This window comes from Mesorhizobium sp. WSM4822, from assembly GCF_055811155.1.
In genome coordinates this window covers 623590-649018 of record NZ_JBVVQM010000002.1, presented here as the reverse complement: position 1 = coordinate 649018, position 25429 = coordinate 623590, and the positions used below count along the sequence as shown (strand labels likewise).

Sequence of the window (25429 nt, the reverse complement as noted above, 5' to 3'; positions counted from 1 at the left end):
TTAGGAACGCAAGCAAGCGCTTGCTTAGATTAGCAAGCAAACGCTTGCTAAGATTAGCAAGCAAACGCTTGCTAAGAGGTGACGCGGGGTGGAGCAGCCCGGTAGCTCGTCAGGCTCATAACCTGAAGGTCACAGGTTCAAATCCTGTCCCCGCAACCAAACTTCACTAAACAAACAGCCCGCCTCGTGCGGGCTCTTTTGTTTTTTGCCCTGGTGCCGGCGTTTAACCCGTCATCAGGCGCCCCCAAGCAGGCCAAGCCCAAGCCGCCAGACAGAAAACTCAAATCCTCTCCCCAATCAAACTTCGGTAAGCAAACGGCCCGCCTGGAACAATGCCCGCCGGCCGTTCGCATTCGGGGGACAGTCGAAGGTTCTCGGAATACTCCGGGTGGTCAAGGCTGCTGTAAGCCGACGAAGCAGCAGACTTCTTGGCCAAGCGACATGGAGAGCGTCACGCCGCGCCCGGAGCAGATGCTTATCAAACAAGATCTGGGCTTCACGTGATAAGACGCGGCCGGCGGGAGGGCACCGCGCGAACTCCTGGGTGCAGATACTCCAACCACACTCCCCGGTTCGCGGCCAAAAAGGCCGGAAAGGCCTTGCCTGGCCCGTACGGCACCTTGGCGGCCTGCGACCAGCTTCGTCGACCGGAGCGTAGACTCCCCGGAAGTAGGTTGTGAAATATATTTCAGCATGTGAATTATATTGACAATGTGCGCCGAGGCTGTAATGTCCCGATCGTCGGCTTTCGGAGGAAGGTTGGCATCATCAAATCCATACGGCAGCGCTCGCTGAGCGCCTGCGACGGTCATTGAGGATGGCTTCGGCCAAGGGAGGAAACTTGCGCAAATTTCTGAGCACGCTCGCAATCGCGGCGGCTGCATCGACCTGCATTGGGTCGATGCAGGTACGCGCCGAAACCCCAAACCCGTTCAAATGCGAGCCGGGTGAAAAATATGTCATGAACGTCATGGTCTCGGGCGTCGAATACTGGTTCCCGGTCTATGAAATGTTCAAGCAGGCCGGCCAGCAGTTCGGCTGCGAGACCGCCTATACGGGTACGCCGGAATACGACGTCAACAAGCAGATCGCGACCTTCGACCAAGCGCTGGCGCAGAAGCCGGCCGGCATATTGGTGCATCCGATGAACTCCGATCCGTTCATCGAGCCGATCAACCGCGCCATCGAACAGGGCACCGCGGTGGTGACCTTCGCCGCCGACTCGCCGAATTCCAAGCGCGTCTCCTACATCACCTCCGACAACAATGCCGAAGGCACCTATGCCGCCGACGCCGTTGCCAAGGCGATGGACGGCAAGGGCGAATATGCGGTGCTGGAGAATCCCGGCCAGGACAACCACGACAAGCGCGTCCACGCGTTCGTTGCCCGCATGGAAGCCAAATGGCCTGACATGAAGCTCGTCGGCCGCGCCGCTTCGAACCAGGATCCCACCAAGGCCTATCAGGCGGTTCTGAGCCTGGCGCAGGCGCATCCTGATCTTGGCGCCGTGTTCATGCCGGAGGCCAACTCGGCCATCGGCGCTGCCCAGGCCGCCAAGGAAGGCGGTGGCAAGATCCGCGTCATGCTCGCCGACGTCAATGCCAAGATCCTCGACATGATCAAGGCCGGCGAGATCTTCGGCTCGGTCAATCCAAACCAGGGCATGCAGGGCTATATGGGCTTCATGCTGTTGTGGATGGCCAAGCATCCCGGCCTGATCGATCCGATGAACGACGCCAAGCGTTCGGGTTTCAACCCGATGAGCGTGCCCTTCGTCGACAATGGCTTCTCCATTGTCTCCAAGGACAATGCGGACGACTTCTACTGGGACAAGTACCTCAAGCGTCGCGGCACCAAGGGCATCGAGGAATAGTCTCGATCTCGCCGCCCGGCCTCGGCATGGCCGGATTAACCGGGAAGGAGGCTTCGGCCTCCTTCCTCCCCCGCAGGTTCATCGCAGGAGCACGGCGTGACCCAGGCGCCCATTCTTGAAATCCGTGGCCTGTCCAAGGCGTTCGGCCCGGTCAAGGCGCTGAGCGACGTACGGTTCGAGCTGCGGCGCGGCGAAATCCATGCACTGTGCGGAGAGAACGGCGCCGGCAAGTCGACGCTGATGAACATGATCGCCGGTGTATTGCAGCCCGACGAGGGCGACATCCTGATCGATGGTGAGCGCATTTCGATCCACTCGCCCGCAGCCGCGCAACGTCTCGGCATTGCGCTTGTCCACCAGGAGATCGCGCTGTGCCAGGACGCCACCGTTGCTGAAAACATCTACATGGCCGCGATCAACAGCCGGCGCGCGCCGCTGATGGATTTCCAGAAGCTCTATGCTGACGCCCAGAAGGTCATGGACCTGCTCGCGCCCATTCCGGTGCGCACCAGGGTCGCCGACCTCTCCATTTCCAACCAGCAGCTTGTCGAGATCGCCAAGGCGCTGACGCTCGACTGCAAGGTGTTGATGCTTGACGAGCCGACCGCGGCACTCACCGAAAGCGAAGCGCAACGCCTGTTCTCGATCGTGCGCGGGCTCAAGGAGCGGGGCATTTCGGTGGTCTATATCAGCCACCGCATGGCCGAGATATTCTCGCTGTGCGACCGCGTCACCGTCTTCCGCGACGGCCGGTACGTGGCGACCGATCAGGTCGCCGCCGTTTCACCTGACGATGTCGTGCGCAAGATGGTGGGCCGCGAAATCACCCAGCTCTATCCCGACAAGCTGGCGCCGCAACAGCCGGGGCGCCTGCTTCTCGCGGTCGAGGGGCTTTCCGATGGCCGCCGCTTCGCCGACGTCGATCTGCAGCTTCGCGCTGGCGAAATTCTCGGCATAGGCGGCCTCATCGGGGCCGGCCGCAGCGAGATCGCGCAAACGGTCTGTGGCCTCAGGCCAATGACGTCAGGAACCGTCGTGCTCGACGGAAAGCAGCTGCGGTTGCGCAGCTATGGCGATGCGGTCAAGGCGGGGCTGGTCTATCTCTCTGAGGACCGGAAAGGCTCCGGCGTGTTCCTCGATCTGCCGATCGCAGCGAACATCTCCGCGCTCGACCTCGGCCGGCTCACCGGGCCACTCGGCTTGCTCAATCGTAAGGCCGAGGATCGTCAGGCGAAGGAGTTGACCGGCAGGCTCGGCGTGCGCATGGCTGGCATTGAGGCCGCCGTCTCGACGCTGAGCGGCGGCAACCAGCAGAAGGTCGCCATCGCCAGGCAGCTGTCCGTCGATCCCAAGGTCATCATCATGGACGAGCCGACACGCGGCATCGATGTCGGCGCCAAGGTCGAGATCCACCGGCTGCTGCGCCAGCTGGCCGGCAGCGGTGTCGGCGTCATCGTCATCTCGTCGGAGCTGCCGGAGCTGATCGGTCTGTGCGACCGCGTTGTCGTGGTGCGCGAAGGCAGGATCGCCGGCGAACTCGCCGCCAGCGAGCTCGGCGAGGAAGCCATCATCATGCTCGCCTCGGGCGTTCAAGACAGTTCAAATCAAAGGCAGGCCCAGAATGTCGCCTAGGGAATCAGGAGAAGCGCTCGTGCACGCCGAGATCAAGGCCGCCGGGCGGCGCATCAATTTCGCTCAGCTCGCCTCGATGCGCGAGGCCGGGCTGATCGTTATCATCCTGGCGCTGTGCATCGCCATGAGCTTCGCCTCGCCGCACTTCCTGACATGGGGCAATTTCCGCGCCATGCTGATGAGCTTTTCCATCGAAGGCATCGTCGTCGTCGGCATGACGATCCTGCTCATCGTCGGCGGCATCGACCTTTCCGTCGGCTCGGTCGTGTGTTTCTCGATGGTGGTCTCGGGGGCGCTGTTCCTCGCCGGCCTCGATCCCTGGACGGCAAGTCTGATCGGCATCGGTGTCAGCGCGCTGATCGGCGCGGCCATGGGCTTCTTCGTGACGGTGATAGGCCTCAACCATTTCATCACGTCGCTGGCGGCCATGGTCATCGTGCGCGGCATGTGCCTTGTGGTCACCAAGGGCACGCCGCTGTCGCTGTTCACCCTGCCGCTGGCTTTCAAGGCCATCGGCCAAGGCAGTCTCAACAACATCCCCTATGTCATCCTGATCTTCATCGTCGTGGTGGCGATCTTCGACTTCCTGCTGCGTCGCGCCACGGCCTTCCGCAAGGTTTTCTACACCGGCTCCAACGAGAAGGCCGCGCAGTTCTCGGGCATCAGGACCAATCAGGTGAAGTTCTGGGTCACGGTGCTGTGCTCGACGCTGGCCGGACTGGCCGGTGTCATCTACATGGCGCGCTTCGGCGCGGCGACACCGACCTTCGGCGCCGGCATGGAACTCAACATCATCGCCGCGGCCGTCATCGGCGGCGCCTCGCTCAATGGTGGCTCGGGCACCATCTTCGGAGCGATCCTCGGCATGGCGTTGCTGTCGGTGGTGACGAGCTCGCTTATCCTGCTCGATGTCTCGGTCTATTGGCAGGACATGATCAAGGGATGCATCCTGCTCGCAGCCGTATCGATCGATCACTTCCTGCATCGCAAGAAGTCCTGAACTCTAAAGGCACCGCAGCAAGACCATGGCCCCTCCCAACACCCGCGACGACATCGCCGCTGTTCGTCAAATGCACCAGGCGCTTGTCCTGCATTACGTCGAAGGCAAGACCCAGGCCGAGATCGCCGGGGAACTCGGCATCTCGCACGCGACGGTCAACCGGCTGATCAAGCGCGGCCACCAGCTCGGCCTCGTCGAGATCAAGATCAAGTCACCGATCGACCATCTGGTCGACCTGGAAGCACGGCTGGTTGCGCTGGGCGGCATCGAGCGGGCGATGGTGGTGCCGTCGGTCTCCGAGAATCCGCACACGGCCCTGCAGCGGGTCGGCGAGGCGGCGGCTGGGCTGCTGCTCGACACCATCAAGGACGGCGACACGATCTCGATCACCGGCGGCAAGGGCGTCAGCGCGCTGGTCGCCGGTCTCAAGCCGGGGCGCCGATACGACGTCGAGATCATTCCCGCAACCGGCCTGGTGCAGGGCAAGCACTACACCGACGTCAACCACGTCGCCTCGCTGATGGCCGACAAGCTCGGCGGCCGCGCCTATCAGATTCATGCGCCGCTGTTTGCCGACACCGTGCAGCAGCGCGAAATGCTGATGGGCATCAGCTCCGTCGCCGACGTGTTTCGCAAGGCGCGCGAGGCGGATGTCGCGGTGGTGGGTGTCGGCTCCATCCTAACCGACGATTCCAGCTACTACGACCTGCATCCGTCCTCGAATGCCGATCGCCAGGCGATCGAGAAGTCCGGGGCGACGGGCGAGCTGCTCGCTCATCTTATCGACCGCCAGGGCAAGCTCTGCAACTACTCGCTCAACCGTTCGCTGGTCTCGTTGACGCTGGACGAGTTCGCGACCATCCCGCGCTCGATCGGCATTGCAAGCGGCCCCAGCAAAGTCGCGCCGATCCTCGCCGCCCTGCGCGGCAACCATCTCGACACCATCGTCACGGACGAGGCCACGGGGCTCCAGATCCTCGAGCTGGCCGAACAGGAGGTAGCATGAATTCTCGACAGATCCAGCGGCAGATCGGCAAGTCCGGCATATCGGCGTCGGCCGTAGGCCTGGGCACCTGGGCGATTGGCGGGTGGATGTGGGGCGGCACCGACGAGAAGGAGTCGGTCAGGGCGATCGAAGCCTCGATCGATGCCGGCCTCAGCCTGATCGATACAGCGCCGGCCTACGGTCTTGGCCGCAGCGAGGCGATCGTCGGCACCGCCATCAAGGGCAAGCGCGACAAAGTGGTGATCGCGACCAAATGCGGGCTGAACTGGCATTCGGGCAAGGGCGGCCATTTCTTCGATCAGGACGCCAAGCCTGTGCATCGCTATCTCGGCGCCGACGGCATCGCCTATGAGGTCGAGCAGAGCCTGCGCCGTCTGGGCACCGACTACATCGACCTCTATATCACCCATTGGCAGGATCCGACGACCCCGATCGCCGAGACGGTGGCGGTGCTGGAAAAGCTCAAGGCAGCCGGCAAGATCCGCGCCATTGGCGCCAGCAACATCAGCGCCGAGGATCTTGGCCATTATATCGACGCCGGCCAGCTCGATGCGATCCAGGAGCGCTATTCGATGATCGACCGCGACCTCGAGAGCAGCCTGCTGCCGATCACCCGCCGCCATGACATTGCCACCCTCAGCTACTCGTCGCTGGCGCTGGGCCTGCTCACCGGCACGGTCGACCCAGAGCGCACATTCGGCGGCGACGACCAGCGCAAGGACAACCCACGCTTTTCCACGGCCAACCGGCAGAAGGTGGCAAAGCTGAAAGAGGCAATCGCCCCGATCGCCGAAAGCCACCAGGCGTCGATGGCGCAGATCGTTATCGCCTGGACGCTCGCCCAGCCGGGTATCACCTTCGCCCTGTGCGGCGCGCGCAATCCCGAGCAGGCGCTCGACAATGCACGGGCCGGCGAGATCACGCTTGCGGCAAGCGAGCTAGCGGCAATCGACGCCGCGGCAGCCGCGCATCTCACCGCGATGGATGCCTGAGCAAAAAAGGCAACAGCCCCGATGAACCGTAGTCATACAATCGCTGGTCTGCGCGACCGGCCTGATATCGCCGTGCTCGTCATCGGTGGCGGCATCAACGGCATCAGCGTCTTTCGCGAACTGGCCCTGCAAGGCGTCGATGTCGTGCTGGCGGAGAAGGGCGACTATTGCAGCGGCGCCAGCGCCGCCCTGTCGCGCATGGTGCATGGCGGCCTGCGCTACCTCGAAAACGGCGAGTTCAAACTGGTGCGCGAATCGCTGCTCGAACGCGACCGGCTGCTGAGGAATGCCCCGCACTATGTGGCTCCGCTGCCGACGACGGTGCCGATCTTCGACATTTTCTCCGGTCTCGCCAACGGTGCGGTGCGTTTCCTGGGGTTGACGCGGCGGCCGAGCCGGCGCGGGGCGCTGGTCATCAAGGCCGGGCTTGCCATGTACGACCTTTTCACCGCTGCACGGCGTTTGATGCCGACGCACCGGTTCAGGGGCCGCGCCGAAACCCTGAAGACATGGCCGGCGATCAATCCGGCGATCCGCAATTCGGCGACCTATTACGACGCTTGGGTAAGTCGGCCCGAACGCCTCGGCCTGGAGATGCTGCTGGACGCCATGGCGAGCGCGACGAATGCCCGCGCCTTGAACTACGCTCAGGCGTCGTCGACCGGCGACGGCCTTGTCATCACCGACACGCTGACCGGCGAAAAGTTGCCGGTGCGGGCGCAACTGGTCATCAACGCCACCGGCGGCTGGATCGACCTGACCAACAAAGCCATCGGGGCGGCGGCGCAGACTATGATGGGCGGCACCAAAGGCTCGCATCTGATCGTCGACAACGCAGAACTGTTCGACGCGCTCGGCGGCCACATGGTCTATTACGAGAACGAGGACGGACGCATCTGCATCCTGTTTCCCTATCTAGGCAAGGTGCTGATCGGCTCGACCGACATCCGGGTCGACGATCCGGACAAGGTCCGTTGCGAGGAGGACGAGCAGCGCTACATCCTGCAGTCGCTCGCTTTCGTCTTTCCCTCGATCAAGGTTAGCGATGACCAGATCGTGTTTCGCTTCGCAGGGGTACGCCCGTTGCCCGCCAGCGAGGACAGTTTTACCAGCCGAATACCGCGCGATCATTTTTGCGAGTTCGTAGAAGCGAGCGGGCATCTGCCGGCGACACTGTGCATGATCGGCGGCAAGTGGACCACCTTCCGTTCATTTGGAGCGCTGGCCGCCGACATGGCGTTGAAGCGGCTTGGGCTCGCGCGCGGCAAGGGCACGCAGTACATGGCCATCGGTGGCGGCCGCGATTTCCCCGCCGATCCGGACGCCTGGTGCGCGTCATTCGCCGCCGAGCATGGCCTGCCGGTCGAGCGCGCGCGCACACTTCTGCAGCGCTATGGCACGTCGGCCAGGGATTTCGTTTCGCACCCGGCGGGCGAACAGATGCTGCCGCGGTCGGACTATTCGGCAAACGAGATAGGGCGCATCATCGAGCGCGAGCAGGTCGAGTGCCTCGCCGACCTGTTCCTGCGCCGCACCACCATCGCCATTTCGGGCGGTCTCAGCTTCGACCTCGTCAATGCCGTTCTCGACATGCTGGCGGCGCACAAGGGCTGGAGCGCCAGCGAGGCCGCCACCGAGCGCGCGACCTTCCTCACCTTGCTGGCCGACCGGCACGGCATCGATCTCCAGACGCATCAAAGGAGCGCCCTATGCGCATAAACAAGAAAGTCCGCATGAACCGGCTGTTCGATGGCGGCCGCTGCCTCGACGTAGCCATCGATCACGGTGTCTGCAACGAGCCGAGCTTCCTTGCCGGGCTGGAAGACATGGCCGGTGTGGTCAATCAGTTGGTCAAGGCCGGCCCCGACGCCATCCAGATGAACTACGGCCAGGCCGATCTGCTGCAGGCCGTGCCTGGCAAGGACAAGCCGGCGCTGGTGATGCGCATCGACATGGGCAATCCCTATAACAGGATACGCCACCGGGCGATGTGGGCGGTGCTGCAGAACGAAGCCGAGCCCTTGCTTGGCGCCATCGGGATGGATGCGGCTTGCGTCGTGGTCAATCTGTTCATGCTGCCCGACGAACCCGACCTGTTCCGGCAATGCGTGCAGAACATCGCCCGCGTGCGCGCCGATTGCGAGAAATACGGCCTGCCGCTGATGATCGAGCCGCTGGCCATGCTGCCGGTCGCAGAGCATGGCGGCTACATGGTCGACGGCGATGCCGAAAAGATCGTCACCTTGACCCGGCTTGCCCGTGAAATGGGTGCTGATATCGTCAAGGCCGATCCGACCACCGATCCCAACGACTTCCACCGCGTCGTCGAGGCGGCGCGCTGCCCGGTGCTGGTGCGCGGCGGCGGCAAGGAGGATCTGCGTGCCGTGTTCGACAAGTCGGCCGCCTTGATGGCACAGGGTGCGCTTGGCATGGTCTATGGCCGCAACATCTACCAGCACGCCAACCCGAGCGCTGTCGTGCGCGGGCTGATGGCGATCATTCACGACGATGCCGATGGCGGTACGGCCTGGGATCTGTACAACCAGGCTTAGGCTGCGGCCTCGGGAGGCGCCAATGGCAAGCTATATCCTCGGTCTCGATGCCGGCAACACCGTCATCAAGGCCATCCTCTTCGACTTGTCCGGCCGCGAACTGGCATTCGCCGCCCGTGACGGCCGCTCGTCCATGCCAAAGCCCGGGCATGTCGAACGCGATCTCGACGAACTCTGGCGCAACGCGGTTTCGGTCATCGGCCAATGCATCGCTGAAGCCGGCATCGACGCCGGCGAGATAGTCGCCATCGGCTGCGCCGGTCATGGCAACGGGCTCTACGCGCTCGATCGCACGGGCGCGCCATTGATCGGCATCCAGTCGCTCGACACACGCGCGGTCGACATCGTCGCCGAATGGGCAAAAGAGAATGTCGGCGGCCGCACCTATGCACATTGCCTGCAACGGCCGTGGGCGGCGCAGACGCCTACCCTGCTTGCCTGGCTCAAGCGCTTTTCGCCGGCCTTGTTCGCCAGCATCGGAACTGTGTTCCTGTGCAAGGATTTCGTCGTCAACCGCCTGACTGGTGCGCGCAGCAGCGATACTTCAGACATGTCGGGCTGCGGCCTGCTGGAGATGCAGGACCGCCGCTACGAGCCGGACCTGCTTGCCGCCTATGGGCTCGGCGATTGCATGGACCTGCTGCCGCCAGTGCTGGAATCGGCCGACATTGCCGGTCATGTGAGCGCGGAGGTGGCGGCCCTGACGGGACTGCGCGCCGGCACGCCGGTCGTCGCCGGGCTGTTCGATGTCGTCGCCAGCGCGGTCGGTTCGGGCGTGACCAGAACCGGCGCCGCCTCGGTTATCGCCGGGACCTGGAGCATCAACCAGGTCATTACCGACGAACCGATCCGCGACCCTTCGATCTTCATGCTGTCGACTTTCGACCGCCAGCGCTATCTGGCGATCGAATCCAGTGCCACCTCGGCCGCCAATCTCGAATGGATCGTTCGCGAATTCCTCGAACATGGTGGCGAAGCCGGCAAGTCGCCGTTCGAATTGTGCAGCGAACTGGTGGCGTCCGTCGATCCCAACAGCGACATCCCGATCTATCATCCCTTCCTTTACGGCTCGCAGCAGAATGGCCATGCGCGCGCAGGCTTCTATGGCATCGCCGGCTGGCACAGCCGAGCCCATCTGCTGCGTGCGCTGTTCGAGGGCGTTGCCTTCGAGCATAAGCGCCATGTCGAGACCTTGCACAGAGCGGGCGCTGATTTCGACCAGGTGGTGCTGTCGGGCGGGGGCTCGCGCAGCAGCGTCTGGCCGCAGATATTCGCCGATGTGCTCGGCGTGCCCGTCACCGTGGCGCGCAGCCGCGAAACCGGCGCGCTGGGAGCGGCGATCGCGGCGGGCACCGGCGTCGGCATTTTCGCGGACTACAGTGCCGGTGCAGCCGCCATGACGGCGGCGGCCCGACATTTTGTACCCAATGAGGCGGTTGCCGATGCATATTCGGGGCGGTATCGACTGTACGGCGAGATCAACCAGGCGATGACCCCGATGTGGGAGCGCATCGCCGGACAGCAGGCGCGCACGTGACCGAAGATCCACCGTCCCCGTTCGGCAATTACGATTACGTCATCGTCGGCGCCGGTTCCGCCGGCTGCGTGCTCGCCAACCGGCTCTCCGCCGATCCGCGCAACAATGTGCTGCTGCTCGAGGCCGGGGGCAGCGACCGCTATCACTGGGTCGATATCCCGATCGGCTATCTCTTCTGCATGGGCAACCCGCGCACCGACTGGATGATGAAGACCGAGCCGGAAGCCGGTCTCAATGGACGCAGCCTCAACTATCCGCGCGGCAAGGTGCTTGGCGGCTGTTCATCGATCAACGGCATGATCTACATGCGCGGCCAGGCAGCCGACTATGATGGCTGGCGTCAGGCCGGCAATGCCGGCTGGGGTTGGGACGATGTCCTGCCTTACTTCCTCAAGTCGGAAGACTATCACGGCAGCAAGAGTGCCATGCACGGCAGCGGCGGCGAGTGGCGGGTCGAACGGCAGCGGCTGTCATGGCCGATCCTTGACGCCTTCCGGGACGCGGCCGAGGAACTCGGCATTCCGCGCACCGAAGACTTCAACACCGGCACCAATGAAGGCTCGGGCTATTTCGAGGTCAACCAGAAGAAGGGCGTCCGCTGGAACACATCGAAGGCCTTCCTGCGCGGTATAGCGGCGCGCAAAAACCTGCGCGTGGTGCTCGGCGCGGAGACCGAAAGGCTCGAATTCGACGGCCGGCGCGTCACCGGCCTGATTTTCCGCCAAGGCGGCCGCCTGCATCAGGTCCGCGCTGGACAGACGATCCTTGCGGCCGGTGCCATCAACTCGCCGAAGCTGCTCGAACTGTCGGGGGTGGGCCGCCCCGACCTGCTCTCGGGCATCGGCGTTGATGTTCGTCACGCCTTGCCGGGCGTCGGAGAAAACCTGCAGGACCATTTGCAGATCCGCACCGTCTTCAAGGTCGCCAACACCGCCACGCTCAACCAGCGCTACCACAATCTGGTCAGCCGTGCGTCGATGGGGCTGGAATACGCGCTCAAGCGCAGCGGGCCGCTGTCGATGGCGCCGAGCCAGCTCGGCATCTTCGCCAGGAGCGATCCGCGTCTCGCAACGCCCGATCTCGAATATCATGTACAGCCGTTGAGCACCGACCGTCTTGGCGAACCGCTGCATCGCTTTCCCGCGGTCACCGTCTCGGTCTGCAACTTGCGTCCGGAAAGCCGGGGCAGCGTGCACATGGGTTCAGCCGACGCGCGGGAGGCGGCGAAGATCCGGCCGAATTATCTTTCCACCGAGGGGGACCGCAGCGTGGCCGTCGCGTCGTTGCGCCATGTCCGCACTCTCATGAAGGCCCGGGCGGTGGCACGCTTTGCGCCGGAAGAGATGCTGCCCGGCACGCAGTATGACAGCGACGAAGAGCTCATCCGCAAGGCCGGCGATATAGGCACGACGATTTTCCACCCCGTCGGCACCTGCAAGATGGGGTCGGATACGATGGCGGTGGTCGACGACGGCCTGCGTGTTCACGGGCTTGGCGGGCTGCGCGTGGTCGATGCCTCGATCATGCCGACAATCGTCTCGGGCAACACCAACTCGCCGGTCGTCATGATCGCGGAGAAGGCAGCCGAGATGATCCTGCAAGAGGCCCGCTGACCGCCATCGGCTTCAAGCCGTGGCAACACCGCGCGATCGCCGTCTCTCGGCCGCCGCGAGCAGATCGACGAAGGTGCGCACCTTGGCGGGCCGGAACCGGGCCGGCGGAAAGACCGCGTGGATGCCGCCTGACGGCAGGCTCCAGTCGGCAAACACCGGCACCAGCCGCCCCTCGGCGATATCGTCGCTGACGCTGTAGTCCGGAAAGACGCCGAGCCCGATGCCGACGAGCACGCAGGCCAGGGCGGCGGGGCTCTTGTCGCACATGATGACCGGATTGAGTTCGGTCAGCACCGTCTCAGTGTCCCTGGAAAACAGCCATTGGCCGATGCCGCGCAACTGGGTGTTGCCGACCCAAGCCAGCGATCTTGCCTGGCGCGGCGTCACGTCGGGCGGCAGGCTCGCCGCGAAGCCAGGGCTCGCCACCACGATCTGCCGGATCGTCCCCAGGCGCCGCGCCTGGTTCGAGGAATCGGTGAGCCAGCCGACGCGGATGCCGAGATCGATCTGCTCGTCCACCAGATTGCTGACGGCGTCGTCGAAGATCGCCTCGACGCGCATATGCGGGTAGGTTCTGAGATAGGCCGCCATGACCGGAGCCACGATCTTGGTGCCGTAGTCGAGTGGCGCCGTCAGCCTCAGCGTTCCGCTCGGTTCTACGGACCCGCGCGAGATTTCGCCATAGGCCGCCTCCGCTTCGCGCAGGATGATCATCGCGCGGTCATAGAAGAGGCGGCCCTCTTCGGTCGGCGTGACACGCCGGGTCGTGCGCTGCAGCAGCGTTGCGCCCAGCTCCTCTTCGAGCTTGCCGATCTGGTGGCTGACCACGGCCTTGGCGACGCCAAGCCGGTCGGCCGCGGCGGTGAACGAGCCGGTTTCCATCACCGTGGTGAAGTAGGCGAGCCGATTGAGGTTCAGAAGTTCGGCCAAGCTGGCTGCCCTTTGTATGATCGGATCAGACAGTTTGTACAATTGGGCGCCATTTATCGCAAGGCTGCCGTCTGCCACATATGAGCGACGGCCTCGACGAGTCCGGTGGCCGGGCAGGAATGGCAGCGACTATGAGCAATTCAGAAGTGACCTATCTTTTCGATCCGCTCTGCGGCTGGTGCTATGGCGCCACCCCGATGCTCGACCGGTTGTCGGCCGCCGGCCTGAACGTCGAACTGCTGCCGACCGGCCTGTTTTCCGGCGCCGGCGCGCGTCCGATGGATGAAGGCTTTGCGGCGCATGCCTGGGCGAACGACCAGCGCATCGAGCGCCTGACCGGACAATCCTTCACGCCGGCCTACCGGCACAATGTCCTCAATGTTCGTGGGACCCTGCTCGACTCACATGCCGCCACACTCGGCATCAGTGCCGCTGGCCTGGAAGATCCCAGCCGCCGGCTTGCGGCGCTGAAGACGATCCAGCATGCGCGCTATGTAGAAGGACGCGATGTCGTGACGATCGGCGGTGTGGCCGAGGTGCTCGCCGCCGCCGGCATGGCGGACGCCGCCGAAATGCTCAAGGCGCCGACCGAAACATTGCTGACGGCTCACCGCGATCTGGTTGGCCGTGGCCGTGCGCTGTTCCAGCGCCTGCATGCCGATGGCGTGCCTTCGCTCTCGGTCATCCGCAATGATGCGCCCCGGCTCATCGGTTCGAACGCGCTGTTCGGCAGCTTCGACAATCTTGTCGCCCATATCGCGGCGGCGTGATCCCATCCTCCAGACCCCCAACAAGAAATAAGGAAACAGACATGGCAAAAGTCGCTCTCATTGGTGCATCGGGCGCCGTCGGTTCACGCCTTCTTAGGGAACTCTCCGATCGCGGCCACACCGTCACCGGCATTGCGCGCAACCCGGAAAAGATCGTCGCGCTTCCGGGCGTGACGGCCAGGAAAGGCGATGTCTTCGACAGACAAGGTCTCGCGGACCTGATCCGCGGCCATGACGCGGTGATCAGCTCCGTGCATTTCCTGGACAGCGATGCCGATACGCTGATCGAGGCGGTGCGCGCCTCCGGCGTGAAGCGCTATCTGATCGTCGGCGGCGCCGGCAGTCTCGAAGTCGCACCGGGCAAGCGGCTGGTCGATAGCCCCGACTTCCCTGATATCTACAAGGCCGAAGCGCAGAAGGGCGCCGACTTCCTGGACAGATTGAAGACGGTCGACGACCTCGATTGGACGTTCCTGTCGCCATCCGCCATGTTCGTGCCTGGCGAGCGCACCGGCAAATTCCGCCTCGGCAAGGACACACTTCTCGCCTCCGACAAGGGCAGCAGCATTTCCTTCGAGGACTACGCGATCGTCATGGTCGACGAGATCGAGAAGCCAGCCCATATCAGGCAGCGCTTCACCGTCGGCTATTGAGCGAACGGGTGGCGGCGGCCGGGTCTCAATCGAGGCCGGCCGACGTCAGCCGCATCAGAGTCCGGTTCAATCTCGGTGCTGCCGCCACCAGCGCCTTGCCGATGGCCGATTGCGGTGCGTCGATGACGGTTTGGGCATCGCCACTTTCGGCAATCCGCCCGGCATCGAGAAGGATGACGCGGTGGGCGACCGACCTGATGACGCCGAGATCATGTGAAATGAAGAGATAGGCGATCTTTTCCTGGCGTTGCAGGTCGAGCAAAAGCTCGAGGATCTCCCCGCGCACGGAGACGTCGAGCGCCGACACCGCCTCGTCGAGCACGATCAGCGACGGCTTCGTGGCGATGGCGCGGGCAATGGCGACGCGCTGCCGCTGGCCGCCGGAGATTTCGTGGATGGCGCGTGGGGCGAGATCAGCCGTCAGCCCGACGCGCTCCAGCAAGGCGGCGATGCGGCGCGGCCGCTCGGCGCGGGAGGCGATGCCATGGATGCGCAAGGGATCGTCGAGCACGCGCGCCACCGTGGCGCGCGGATTGAAGGCGGCCAGTGGGTCCTGGAACACCATTTGCAGGCGTGCGCGGCGTGCTCGCAGCTTGGCGCCGCTCAAGGCCAGGAAATCACTGCCCTCGAAGTCGATGCGTCCGTCGTCCGGCTCGATCAATCGCAGCACCAACCGCGCGATCGTCGACTTGCCGCTGCCGGAAGGTCCGGCCAACGCCAGCGTCTCACCGGGGCCGATGTGAAAGGAGACATCGTCGACGGCAGCGATGGTCTTGTCGCCGCGACGGTAGCGCTTGGTCAGGTTGGACACCGCCAGCAGGCTCATGCGTGGAGCCTGGCTCGGTTCAGCAACGGCCTGGTGTCGAGGCCGATATGGGCGTCGAGCAATGCACGCGTATAGGGCTGGGCCGGGGCGCCGACAATCTGCGCCGTCCTGCCAAGCTCGACCAACTGGCCATGACGGAAAACAGCGATACGCTCGGCAAGCTCGGCCGCCAGCGCGATGTCGTGGCTGATGAACAGCAGCGTCATGCCGTCCTCGGTCACCAGGCGTCGGATCAAGGCGACGATCTCGGCCTGCACGATGGTATCGAGCGCGCTGGTCGCTTCGTCGGCGATCAGCAACTTCGGACTGGCCGCAATGGCGGCGGCGATCGCCACACGCTGCTTCTGGCCGCCGGAGAGTTGATGCGGGAAGGCGCGCAAGGCTGAGTCCGGGTCCGGCAGCCGGACGCGATCGAGCAGGCTTTTGGCCCTGGCATAGGACTGGGACCAGGTGAGGCCGAGATGGGTGCGGGCGACTTCGGCGATTTGCTTGCCGATGGTCATGACAGGATCGAGGCTGGCTGAGGGGTCCTGGAAGACGAAGCCGATGTCGCGGCCGAGGCGGGGGATGTAGCTCTGTTTGAGGGAAGACTTTCGGACTTTGCGCCTTACGAGGCCCCCCTCTGTCCTGCCGGACATCTCCCCCTCAAGGGGGGAGATTACGCCCTTGTCTCCACTTTCGCCCATCGCCAGAGATGCAGAAAGAGGGCCTGCGGGGGAACTGCCAATCTCCCCCCTTGAGGGGGAGATGTCCGGCAGGACAGAGGGGGGTGCCTTGGCGCCAGAGGGTGGCGATGATGGCAAGAACCAGTCGATTCGCCCTCCAATCCTGGAGGATCCCGGCAGCAGCCCCGCGAGCGCCAGCGCCAGTGTGCTTTTGCCCGAACCGCTTTCGCCGATGATGGCGAGGCGTTCGCCATTGGTGACGTCGAGGCTTACACTCCTCAGCGCTGCGACCTCATTGCCGTCACGCCGATAGGTCACCGTCAGGTCGCGGATCGAAGCGAGCGTGGTCACGACAGGCCTCTCCTGACCGCTGTCGTCTCGACAATGCCTTCGCCGGCGAGATAGACGCCGAGCACGGTCAGCACCAGCGCTATGCCCGGGACAATCGACAGGAAGGGCGCGGTACGCAGGACGGCGCGGCCTTCGGCGATCATTCCGCCCCAGGTGACCCGGTTGGGATCGCCCAGGCCGAGGAACGACAACGCCGCTTCGGTGAGGATCGCGGCGGCGACGATCACCGACGACATCGCCAGCACCGGCGGCAAGGCATTGGGCAGCACCTCGCGAAAGGCGATCGCCAGCGGGTGCATGCCGATGACCCTGGCTCCGGCGACATAATCGCGTTCGCGAATGGAGAGGACTTCCGCGCGGGCGACCCGGGCTGGTCCGGTCCAGGTGCCGAGCGCGATGGCAATCACGACGACGCCGAGCGACGGTCCGACGACGCTGACGAAGGCCAGTGCCAGCAGGAAGCTCGGCACGGTCTGGAAGGCGTCGGTGATGCGCATCAGCACCTCGTCGACGAGGCCGCCGGCAAAGCCGGCCAATGTGCCGACCACGGCGCCGACGACAAGTGCGGCGGCCGCGGCCGCGAGCCCGACAGCCAGCGATGTGCGGGCGCCATGAAAAAGCTCGGCCAGTACGTCGCGGCCAAGCCGGTCGGTGCCGAGCGGCAGCGACCAGTCCTGGAACGGCGGCAGCAGCGCCGGGCCGGCGATGGCCTGCGGGTCGCCGGGGAACAGCAGCGACGCCGACAGCGCCATAGCGATCAGCGCCGCCAGGAGCATGGCGCCGGCGACCGCCTCGGGCGTGCGCAGAAAGCGGCGGAGCGGGCTCATGCGCCGGCCTCGCTGGCGCCTACGCGCGGATCGAGGAAGGCGTAGGCGATGTCGACGAGCAAATTGATGACGATGACCAGGACGGCGCTGGTGAGGATAATGCCGAGCAGAAGCGGCGTATCGCGGGAGGCGACCGCCTCCTGCGCCAGCCGGCCGAGGCCGGGCACGGAAAAAACGCTCTCGATGACGACGCTGCCGCCGAGCATCTGCGCCGACTGCAGGCCGAGCATGGTGACCAGCGGCAGCAGTGCATTGCGGGCGACGTGGGCGAGCACGATGCGGCGGCGTGACAATCCCCTGGCGCGCGCGGCCAGGACGAAATCCAGGCGCCAGACCTCGGCCATACCGGCGCGCATCATGCGCAGATAGAGCGCCAGATAGATGAAGCCGAGGGCGGAAACGGGCAGGGCGAGATGGATGGCAATGTCGGCTGCGCGATCAAGGCCGGTCTTGTCCGAGGCCAGGGTTTCGATGCCGCCGATCGGCAGCCAGCGCAGGTCGACGGCAAAGACGACGATCAGCACCAGGCCGAGCCAGAAACCCGGCACTGCATAGAGCGCCAGCGAGCCGATCGACAGGAAGCGGTCGCGGAAGCTGCCCGGCTGTGCGCCGGCGTAGATGCCGAGTGCCGAGCCGAGCCCGAAGGAGAGCGCGGTGGCGCTAACCATCAACAGCAGCGTGTTGGGCAGGCGTTCGAGGATGACGTCGCGGATCGGCCTGGAGAAGGTCACCGACTGGCCGAGATCGAGATGCAGCAGCGCCCAGAGGTAATTGGCGAGCCGCGTCAGCTCCGACTGGTCGAGGCCCCAGCGATGTCGCAACAATTCGATCATGCCGGCGTCGCCACCGGTCGAGACGATATAGGCATCGACCGCATCGCCGGGGGCGGCCTCGAGCAAAAGGAACGTGCCGATGACGACGATCAGCAGCACGAAGATGCTGCCGACGAGGCGACGGCGGATGAGCGTGAGGGCGCGGGTCATGGGGGCGTCGGAGGCTTGGCACTGAGTCGCCCAAGAGAGATGTCGCGCCTGAGCGCCCCCCTCTGTCCTGCCGGACATCTCCCCCTCAAGGGGGGAGATCGGAAGTCATTTATGGCTTCGCCAATGTTCGACGCTGCAGGAAAATCAGCCGACGGTGCGGCCAGCCAATCTCCCCCCTTGAGGGGGAGATGTCCGGCAGGACAGAGGGGGGCCTCGTAGGGCTCAACGCCTACGCTGATTTCGCGAATTTTCATCCGCGCAATTCTGTCACGATTCCAAATACGTGTCCGCCCAGTTCGACACCGCCCAGCGCGGGTTGTTGGCGATGTTGCCGACGGTGTCGCGCGCGACGCTGATAAAACTCCATTCGGCGACGTTGATCAGCGGCAGGTCGGTGGCCACCTCCTTCTGGAATTCCTTGTAGAGGTCGGTGCGGGCTGATGTATCGAGCGTCTCCGATGCCTTGGCGATGAGCGCATCGAGCGCGTCGTTCTTGTAGCCGCCCTGGTTGGAGAACGGCACGCCGTCCGGAATGCCGCTCTGCACCAGAATGGTGGTCGAGATCGCCGGATCGCCGCGGAACACCGGCGGGCCGACCGCGAGGTCGAAGGCGTGGTCGGTGTAGACCGCCTTGATGTGCGCGGCCGAGTCGTTGTTGACCAGTTGGGCGTCGATGCCGATGGCGGCGAGCGCCTGGCGAAGATAGTCGCCGAACTGCTTGGTCTCATTGAAATAGGGCGCGGGTAGCAGCTTGAGCGAGAAGCGGTTGCCGTCGGCGCCTTTCTTGTAGCCGGCGTCGTCGAGCAGCGCGTTGGCCTTGGCGACGTCGAAGGCATAGGTCGGCACGTCGGCGGTGTAGAATTGCGGATCGTTCTTCGGCACCGGACCGGTGGCGGTCGCGGCATAGCCGAGGAACACCGTCTTGACGACGAAATCCTTGTCGATGGCATGCGCGATCGCCTGGCGCACCTTCACGTCGGCCAGTTCCTTGCGGCGATGGTTGATCTCGACGACAAGCTGATAGGTCAGCCCTTCGTAACCCTTGGAGATCACCTTCAGGCCCGGCACTTTCGAGATGCGGTCGAGGTCGGCCAGCGGCACGGCGGAAAAGGCCGCCAGTTGGATCTCTTCGGCCTCCAGCGCGCTCGCCGCTGACGTGCGATCCGGCAGCACCTGATAGATGATCTCGTCGAGATAGGGCTCGTCCTTGCCCCAGTAATCCGTATTCTTGATCAGCCGGTAATATTGCCCGGCCTTGTGCTCGCCGAATTTGAACGGTCCGGTGCCGATGGGCGCGTTGTTGGCCGGGTTGTCCTCGATCTTGCCGACCTCATAGATGTGCTTCGGCACCACGCTGCTCAGCGCCGGCAGCGCGTTGCGGATCAGCTGGAACGGCGTCGGCTTGGCGAATTTGAACACGGCGGTGAGATCGTCGGGCGTGTCGACGCTGGCCAGATCCTTGAACACAGTGCGGCCGAGATTCTGCAGCGGCTTCCAGATCTGCAGCGCCGAAAAGGCGACGTCGGCCGAGGTGAACGGCTTGCCGTCATGCCATTTGACGCCGTCGCGCAGTTTGAACGTCGCCGAGAGCCCGTCGGCGGCACCCTCCCAGCTCAGCGCCAGCCGTGGCGCGAGACCGTCCTTGCCGTCGAAGGAGGCTTCGGCCAGCGTTTCGACGATCTTGCTGGAAATGAAGAAGACGCCGTTGGAGGCGACGATCGCCGGGTTGAGGTTGCGCGGTTCGGAATCGGCGGCAAGCACCAGCCGCCCGCCCTTCTTTGGCGTCTGCGCCCAGCCCGGTGCCGGCATTGCGGTGGAGGCCAGCAGCATTGCCGAGCCGGCAAGCATCGTGCGTCTGGAAATCGTGAAACCTGACATGATCGAACTCCGTCCTCTCCGCGACCCGGTCGGGTGCGCCAACCCCCTCGGACGCCGGCAGCCCGCCAGCATCCCTTGCGGCGGCGATTATGAGCCTTGCCGAGGGTTTCGCCAGAGACGGAATTGGCGCATCCTCGCTTGGCTTTGAAATTTTCGTCCGCTGGACCAGTTTGGAGGACGTGGCTCAATTTGATCCTTCTGGTAGGACCAGATTGGTTGAATATGCGACGAATGACAGCGCGGAGTCATAGAGAGGCGACATTTCATCTGTTTCTGGCTGGACCAGAACGGGCAAAATGGTGCAGATTTGACCGCTGCCAAGGGATCGGGAGCGGAACAGCGGCGATCCGGCTATTCAGGGAGAGAGAGATGAACATTGCTCCGGGCAAGAATGCGGTCGGCAATATCCCGTTCGACCAGGCAAGGGTCGACCGGCTGATGGAGGAGGCCGGCATCGATGTGCTGCTCGCCACCTCCAAGCACAACACGCAATATCTGCTGGGCGGCTACAAGTTCATCTTCTTCGCCGCCATGGATGCGATCGGCCACAGCCGTTACCTGCCGATTGTCGTGTACGAGAAAGGCGGGCCGGACCATGCCGCCTATATCGGCAACCGTATGGAGGGCGGCGAGCATCAGAACAACCCGTTCTGGACGCCGACGCTGCACGCCGCCTGCTGGGGCACGCTCGACGCCGCCAACCTTGCGGTCGAGCATCTGCAGAAGATCGGCAAGGCGGGCGCGCGCATCGGCATCGAGCCCGGCTTCCTGCCGTCGGACGCCTATACGCTGATCCGCAACGCATTGCCGGATGCCAGGCTGATCGATGCGACCGACATGCTGGAGCGCATGCGCGCCATCAAGACCGATGCCGAACTGGAGAAGCTGCGCACGGCCTCCGAACTGATCACCGATTCCATGCTGGCGACCATCGCCTGGGCGCGCGAAGGCACGACCAAGGGCGAGATCATCGAACAGCTGCGGCGGGAGGAAACCAATCGCGGCATCCATTTCGAATATTGCCTGCTGACGCTGGGTGCCAGCCACAACCGCGCCGCTTCACCGCAGGCGTGGAAACAAAGCGAAGTGCTGTCAATCGATTCCGGCGGCAACTTTCACGGCTATATCGGCGATCTCTGCCGGATGGGCATTCTCGGCGAACCGGATGCCGAACTGGAAGATCTGCTGGCCGAGGTCGAGACGGTGCAGCAGGCGGCCTTCTCAAAAGTCAAAGCGGGCACGCTGGGCGGCGACATGATTTCCCATGCCGAGGGCGTACTGAAGGCTTCGAAGGTCGCGCCCTACACGGATTTCTTCGCCCATGGCATGGGCCTGATCACGCACGAGGCGCCGTTCCTGATGACCAACCACCCGGTGACCTATGAAGGCACCTATGCGGCCAAGCCGCTGGAGAAGAACATGGTGCTGTCGGTGGAGACAACCATGCTTCACCCGACGCGCGGCTTCATCAAGCTGGAGGACACGCTGGCGGTTACTGAGGGCGGCTACGTGATGTTCGGGGACCGTGGCAGGGGATGGAACAGGGGCGGGATCTCATAGAACCCAAGGCGGGCGCTGCCCCTCATCCGCCTGCCGGCACCTTCTCCCCGTATAGTGACGGGGAGAAGAGGGCAGCCGCGCCCTCGGCACCTATTTGAAAATTGGCGAAAGCGCCGATGACTGCGTCTTTCTCCCCGTCACTATACGGGGAGAAATGTCCGGCAGGACAATGAGGGGCAGCGCTACCCTAGAACAAGTTCATCACTGCCCCGGCGCGATCAGCCTGAAATCCGGCAGCTCACGCAAAACCAGTTCAGGCCCGGCCGGCGAATAGACGACGAAAAGCTGCATCGGCCCGTCGCCGGTGTTCAGCGTCGAATGAAAGCGGCTTTCCGGGACATAGATGGTGCAGCCGGGGCCGACTTTTGCGACCACCGGATTGCCCTTTTCGTCCTCGACCATCTGCTCGCCATGACCGGAGATGACGAAGATGATTTCTTCCGCGCCCGGATGGTTGTGGCGCGTGTGACCCTTGCCGGACGGTAGGTCCACCACACCGCCGGAAAACCGGGTTGCGCCATTCACTTCGGGCGCCACCGTCAGCGCCAATTTTCCCCAGTCGAAGCCGAAGGCGCTGACGTCCTTCGGGTAGACAAATACCTTGCTCGTGTCGGTCATCGTCTCATCATCCCTTCTTTTTCTTCGTGGTCTTGTAACCGTTCTGTCTTTTTGTGGGAGCATCGGATTCTCCCAAAACCGGTTTCCACTTTTGGGTCCGATGCTCCAGTGTCACCGCCTTGAAATCGGCCGTCTGTTTGGCGATCGCGGCTTCCGCCGGCAGCCGTTCCATCGAGCTGGCGCCATAGAAGCCGTGCAGGCCCTTGGCATGGGAGAGGATGTAACGGGCGTCGTCCGGCATCGAGATCGGGCCGCCATGGCAAAGCAGGATGACGTCCTTGCGCACCGAGCGCGCGGCGTCGGCGATGGCATCGATCTCGACGATGCAGTCGTCGAGCGACTTGGCCGAGGTGGCGCCGATCGAGCCGCCTGTCGTCACACCCATATGGGCGACGACGATGTCGGCGCCGGCTTTTGTCATGGCGCGGGCCTCGTCGGGGTTGAAGACATAGGGCGTGGTCAAGAGATCGAGCTTGTGCGCCTCGGCGATCATGTCGACCTCGAGCCCGAAGCCCATGCCGGTTTCCTCGAAGCTTTGCCGCATGCTGCCGTCGAACAGGCCGATGGTGGGAAAGTTCTGCACGCCGGAAAAGCCCATGGTCTTCAGCTCTGCCAGCAGCAGCGGCATGATGACGAACGGGTCGGTGCCGTTGACGCCGGCCAGCACCGGCGTGTGTCTGACCACCGGCAGCACCTCATAGGCCATTTCCTTGACGATCTCGTTGGCATTGCCATAGGCGAGCAGGCCGGCGGCCGAGCCGCGCCCGGCCATGCGGTAGCGGCCGGAATTGTAGATGATGATGAGGTCGATGCCGCCAGCCTCCTCGGCTTTCGCCGACAGGCCGGTGCCGGCGCCGCCGCCGACGATCGGCACGCTCTTGTCGATCATTCCCCTGAATTTCTTCAATATGTCCTTGCGCGGTATGGCGGGCATTTTTTGAGATCTCTCACTGTCTGGCGATGTCGAGGAAGGCCGATGTTGCAGCCTTTGCGAATTCCGGGTCGTTGATATGCAGCGGCAGGCGCGTCACGCGGCGCTTGCCGTTGGGCTGGATGGTGCGCTCGATGGCTTCGAACAGAACGGCGTCGGCTTCCGGGTCGAAGAAGGCGCCGCCTTCGATGTCGAGCGCCGAGACGCCTTTTTCCGGGATGAGAAGATGCACCGGCCCTCCGCAGCGGGCGAGCCTGGTGCCGATCCACTCGCCGATCGCGCGGCATTCGTCCGCCGTGGTGCGCATCAGCGTGACATTGGGATTGTGTTCGTAGAACAGCCGATCGCGATAGGGCTCCGGAATGGTCGAAGGCGCCCAGAAGTTCACCATGTCGAGCGCGCCGACGGAGCCGACATAGGGCAGCCCCGTGCGAACTATGGCGCCGAAACGATCCTCCGTCGCCGGCAGCACACCGCCGAACAGCAGATCGCAAACTTCGGTCGTGGTGATGTCGACGACGCCGGACAGCAAGCCGCTGTCGGCCAGCTTTTCCATGCTGCGGCCGCCGGTGCCGGTGGCGTGGAAGACCATGCAGTCATATCTGGAACGGAGCTGGTCGGCGATGGCGGTCACGCAAGGCGTTGTGACGCCGAACATGGTGAGGCCGATCGATGGTTTGCCGTCGGGTGGCGGCGCCGGCTTGGTTGCCATGCCTACGATCGCCTGGGCGGCATTGTGCAGCACGACACGGGAGATCCGGTTCAGTCCGGCCATGTCGGTCACCGCCGGCATCATGATGATGTCGGAGACATCGACATAGGGAGCGGTATCGCCGGAGGCGAGCGTCGAGACCATGATCTTGGGCAAGCCGAGCGGCAGGGCGCGCATGCCCGACGTGATGATCGATGTGCCGCCACCGCCGCCGATGCCGATCATGGCTGCGATGTCGTTGCGCGATGGGGCAAAGCGGGCGAAGGCGATGCCCATCGCGGCGACCGCGGCGCCACGGTCATTGCCGCCGAGCACGGCGTCACGGCCGCCGGGATGATGGTCGGCGATTTCCATAGCGCCGATATCGACGAGGATGGTTGCGTCGCGCGTTCCCACATCGACCCGGCAAACGATGGCGCCCGCAGCAGTGATCGCATCGGCCAGGAAGGCGAGCTCCTCGCCCTTCGTGTCCGCGGTACCCACCACATAAATACGCTTCATTTGCGCTCCCCCGATCCTGGCAGGCGCGATGCCGCCCCCATTGCTCATTGCCCGGGCCACTCGACGATGCGGACACCATTGCAAATTTTTGAGACTCGCGTATCGTATTGGTATGAATGTCTCACGTCAACAATCCACTGCGAGCGACGACGCTGAACGGGCAACCGGCCCGGTGCCCGAACGTGGGCCGCGCGCGCGGACCAAACGGCTGATGCTGGAGACGGCAACAAGGCTGATGCAGGCGGGCGTCACGCCCTCGGTCAGCGAGGTCGCCGAGGCGGCCGAGGTTTCCCGTGCCACCGCCTATCGTTACTTCCCGAGCCAGTCGGCACTGGTGCAGGCCGTCGTCGACGAGGGGCTGGGGCCAATCCTCACCTGGCAATCGACCTCCGCCGATGCCGAGCGCCGGGTCGCGGAGCTGTTCGATACGGCCATGCCGCGCATCGAGGCCTTCGAGGCCACGTTCAAGGCAGCACTGAAGCTGTCGCTCGATCAATGGGCGCGGCGTCAGGCCGGCACGCTGGGCGCTGAGCCCGCCTTTACGCGCGGCCATCGCATCGACTTGCTGAAAGATGCGATCGCGCCGCTCAAGAGCCGTTTGCCGCCGCGCGACTTCAAGCGGCTGGCGCAGGCGCTGTCGCTGATCTTCGGCGTCGAGGTGCTGATTGTGCTCAAGGATATCTGGGGACTGGACAGCCGCCGGACGAGGGCGGTCGCACAGTGGGCAGCCGGGGCGCTGGTGCGTGCGGCAGTCGCGGAATCGGTCGATGAAGGAGGCAGCCCCGATCCGAAGGCAGTCATGAAATAGAGCCTATCTGGTTGGACCAGATTGGCATGCACGCTACTGATCTTAGCCGTTGAGTGGGGTGCCGGACAATACCCAATCATATCACTGAGTAGGAAAATCTTGGTAAAACAGGCAGATAAAGCCGGAATCCGATGGCAATGGCCACGTCAAGCTGTCAAGAAAGGGCTTGACGCGCATGCAAAATTGGTAATACCAGATTGGATCAGAAAAG

The 25429-nt window shown here is 64.0% G+C and carries 22 protein-coding genes and 1 tRNA gene; 14 read left to right on the top strand and 9 right to left on the bottom strand.

Annotated elements, in window-relative coordinates:
• Positions 1–82 precede the first annotated feature (82 nt).
• The 10 genes from AC0L3E_RS07975 (at position 83) to AC0L3E_RS07930 (ending at position 12205) form a co-directional block, all read left to right on the top strand.
• Positions 83–159 (top strand) — tRNA-Met (locus AC0L3E_RS07975).
• Between the two features lie 682 nt (positions 160–841).
• The gene (locus tag AC0L3E_RS07970; protein WP_473604572.1) at positions 842–1873 is read left to right on the top strand and encodes a substrate-binding domain-containing protein; all 1032 of its coding nucleotides are present in this window, start codon (positions 842–844) and stop codon (positions 1871–1873) included.
• Positions 1874–1969: 96 nt separating this feature from the next.
• Complete coding sequence (locus tag AC0L3E_RS07965; RefSeq protein ID WP_473604571.1) at positions 1970–3505, top strand: sugar ABC transporter ATP-binding protein; 1536 nt, start codon at positions 1970–1972, stop codon at positions 3503–3505.
• Positions 3506–3581: 76 nt separating this feature from the next.
• Complete coding sequence (locus AC0L3E_RS07960) at positions 3582–4505, top strand: ABC transporter permease (protein WP_473604580.1); 924 nt, start codon at positions 3582–3584, stop codon at positions 4503–4505.
• 25 nt (positions 4506–4530) lie between these two features.
• Positions 4531–5511, top strand: a complete 981-nt coding sequence (locus AC0L3E_RS07955) for a sugar-binding transcriptional regulator (protein WP_127321031.1) — start codon at positions 4531–4533, stop codon at positions 5509–5511.
• Entirely contained in the window at positions 5508–6503 is a 996-nt protein-coding gene (locus AC0L3E_RS07950) for an aldo/keto reductase (RefSeq protein WP_128308128.1), read from the top strand. The genes AC0L3E_RS07955 and AC0L3E_RS07950 overlap by 4 nt, the downstream gene beginning before the upstream one ends.
• A 21-nt stretch (positions 6504–6524) precedes the next feature.
• Complete coding sequence (locus tag AC0L3E_RS07945; RefSeq protein WP_473604570.1) at positions 6525–8222, top strand: glycerol-3-phosphate dehydrogenase/oxidase; 1698 nt, start codon at positions 6525–6527, stop codon at positions 8220–8222.
• Positions 8213–9055 (top strand): class I fructose-bisphosphate aldolase, encoded by an 843-nt coding sequence (locus AC0L3E_RS07940; protein WP_473604569.1) that lies wholly within the window; start codon positions 8213–8215, stop codon positions 9053–9055. The genes AC0L3E_RS07945 and AC0L3E_RS07940 overlap by 10 nt, the downstream gene beginning before the upstream one ends.
• 22 nt (positions 9056–9077) lie before the next feature.
• Positions 9078–10592 carry an FGGY-family carbohydrate kinase gene (locus tag AC0L3E_RS07935; protein WP_473604568.1) on the top strand — a complete coding sequence of 505 codons (1515 nt, stop codon included), beginning with the start codon at positions 9078–9080 and terminating at the stop codon, positions 10590–10592.
• Positions 10589–12205, top strand: coding sequence for a GMC family oxidoreductase (locus tag AC0L3E_RS07930; protein WP_473604567.1), 1617 nt, complete (start codon positions 10589–10591; stop codon positions 12203–12205). Before AC0L3E_RS07935 ends, AC0L3E_RS07930 begins: the two co-directional genes overlap by 4 nt.
• Before the next feature lie 12 nt (positions 12206–12217).
• On the opposite strand, the gene AC0L3E_RS07925 is transcribed toward AC0L3E_RS07930, so the two are convergent.
• A complete protein-coding gene (locus tag AC0L3E_RS07925; protein WP_473604566.1) occupies positions 12218–13135 on the bottom strand; it encodes a LysR family transcriptional regulator in 918 nt (305 codons plus the stop codon).
• 131 nt (positions 13136–13266) lie between these two features.
• Here AC0L3E_RS07925 and AC0L3E_RS07920 point away from each other — a divergent pair, with 131 nt between their 5' ends.
• Positions 13267–13905, top strand: coding sequence for a DsbA family protein (locus AC0L3E_RS07920; protein ID WP_127397363.1), 639 nt, complete (start codon positions 13267–13269; stop codon positions 13903–13905).
• A 41-nt stretch (positions 13906–13946) separates the two neighbouring features.
• Complete coding sequence (locus AC0L3E_RS07915) at positions 13947–14558, top strand: NAD(P)-dependent oxidoreductase (RefSeq protein ID WP_127322455.1); 612 nt, start codon at positions 13947–13949, stop codon at positions 14556–14558.
• A gap of 25 nt (positions 14559–14583) precedes the next feature.
• On the opposite strand, the gene AC0L3E_RS07910 is transcribed toward AC0L3E_RS07915, so the two are convergent.
• The 5 genes from AC0L3E_RS07910 to AC0L3E_RS07890 all read right to left on the bottom strand — a co-directional run bounded on the left by AC0L3E_RS07910 (position 14584) and on the right by AC0L3E_RS07890 (position 20088).
• Positions 14584–15384, bottom strand: a complete 801-nt coding sequence (locus tag AC0L3E_RS07910; RefSeq protein WP_473604565.1) for an ATP-binding cassette domain-containing protein — start codon at positions 15382–15384, stop codon at positions 14584–14586.
• A complete protein-coding gene (locus AC0L3E_RS07905; RefSeq protein ID WP_473604564.1) occupies positions 15381–16400 on the bottom strand; it encodes an ATP-binding cassette domain-containing protein in 1020 nt (339 codons plus the stop codon). The genes AC0L3E_RS07910 and AC0L3E_RS07905 overlap by 4 nt, the downstream gene beginning before the upstream one ends.
• Entirely contained in the window at positions 16397–17227 is an 831-nt protein-coding gene (locus tag AC0L3E_RS07900; protein ID WP_127809248.1) for an ABC transporter permease, read from the bottom strand. The genes AC0L3E_RS07905 and AC0L3E_RS07900 overlap by 4 nt, the downstream gene beginning before the upstream one ends.
• Complete coding sequence (locus AC0L3E_RS07895; protein WP_473604563.1) at positions 17224–18210, bottom strand: ABC transporter permease; 987 nt, start codon at positions 18208–18210, stop codon at positions 17224–17226. Before AC0L3E_RS07895 ends, AC0L3E_RS07900 begins: the two co-directional genes overlap by 4 nt.
• 267 nt (positions 18211–18477) lie before the next feature.
• Positions 18478–20088, bottom strand: coding sequence for an ABC transporter substrate-binding protein (locus tag AC0L3E_RS07890; protein ID WP_473604562.1), 1611 nt, complete (start codon positions 20086–20088; stop codon positions 18478–18480).
• Positions 20089–20457: 369 nt separating this feature from the next.
• Here AC0L3E_RS07890 and AC0L3E_RS07885 point away from each other — a divergent pair, with 369 nt between their 5' ends.
• On the top strand, positions 20458–21648 hold the full coding sequence (locus AC0L3E_RS07885; protein WP_473604561.1) for a M24 family metallopeptidase: 1191 nt from the start codon (positions 20458–20460) through the stop codon (positions 21646–21648).
• Positions 21649–21849: 201 nt separating this feature from the next.
• On the opposite strand, the gene AC0L3E_RS07880 is transcribed toward AC0L3E_RS07885, so the two are convergent.
• The 3 genes from AC0L3E_RS07880 to AC0L3E_RS07870 are packed head-to-tail and all read right to left on the bottom strand — an operon-like array spanning position 21850 to position 24410.
• Complete coding sequence (locus tag AC0L3E_RS07880; RefSeq protein WP_127268329.1) at positions 21850–22266, bottom strand: cupin domain-containing protein; 417 nt, start codon at positions 22264–22266, stop codon at positions 21850–21852.
• 7 nt (positions 22267–22273) lie between these two features.
• Positions 22274–23200, bottom strand: a complete 927-nt coding sequence (locus tag AC0L3E_RS07875; RefSeq protein WP_473604560.1) for a phosphoenolpyruvate hydrolase family protein — start codon at positions 23198–23200, stop codon at positions 22274–22276.
• A gap of 13 nt (positions 23201–23213) precedes the next feature.
• Positions 23214–24410, bottom strand: coding sequence for a Tm-1-like ATP-binding domain-containing protein (locus AC0L3E_RS07870; RefSeq protein WP_473604559.1), 1197 nt, complete (start codon positions 24408–24410; stop codon positions 23214–23216).
• 112 nt (positions 24411–24522) lie between these two features.
• On the opposite strand from AC0L3E_RS07870, the gene AC0L3E_RS07865 reads away from it, so the two are divergent.
• Positions 24523–25218 (top strand): TetR/AcrR family transcriptional regulator, encoded by a 696-nt coding sequence (locus AC0L3E_RS07865; RefSeq protein ID WP_127268332.1) that lies wholly within the window; start codon positions 24523–24525, stop codon positions 25216–25218.
• The last annotated feature ends 211 nt before the right edge of the window (positions 25219–25429 follow it).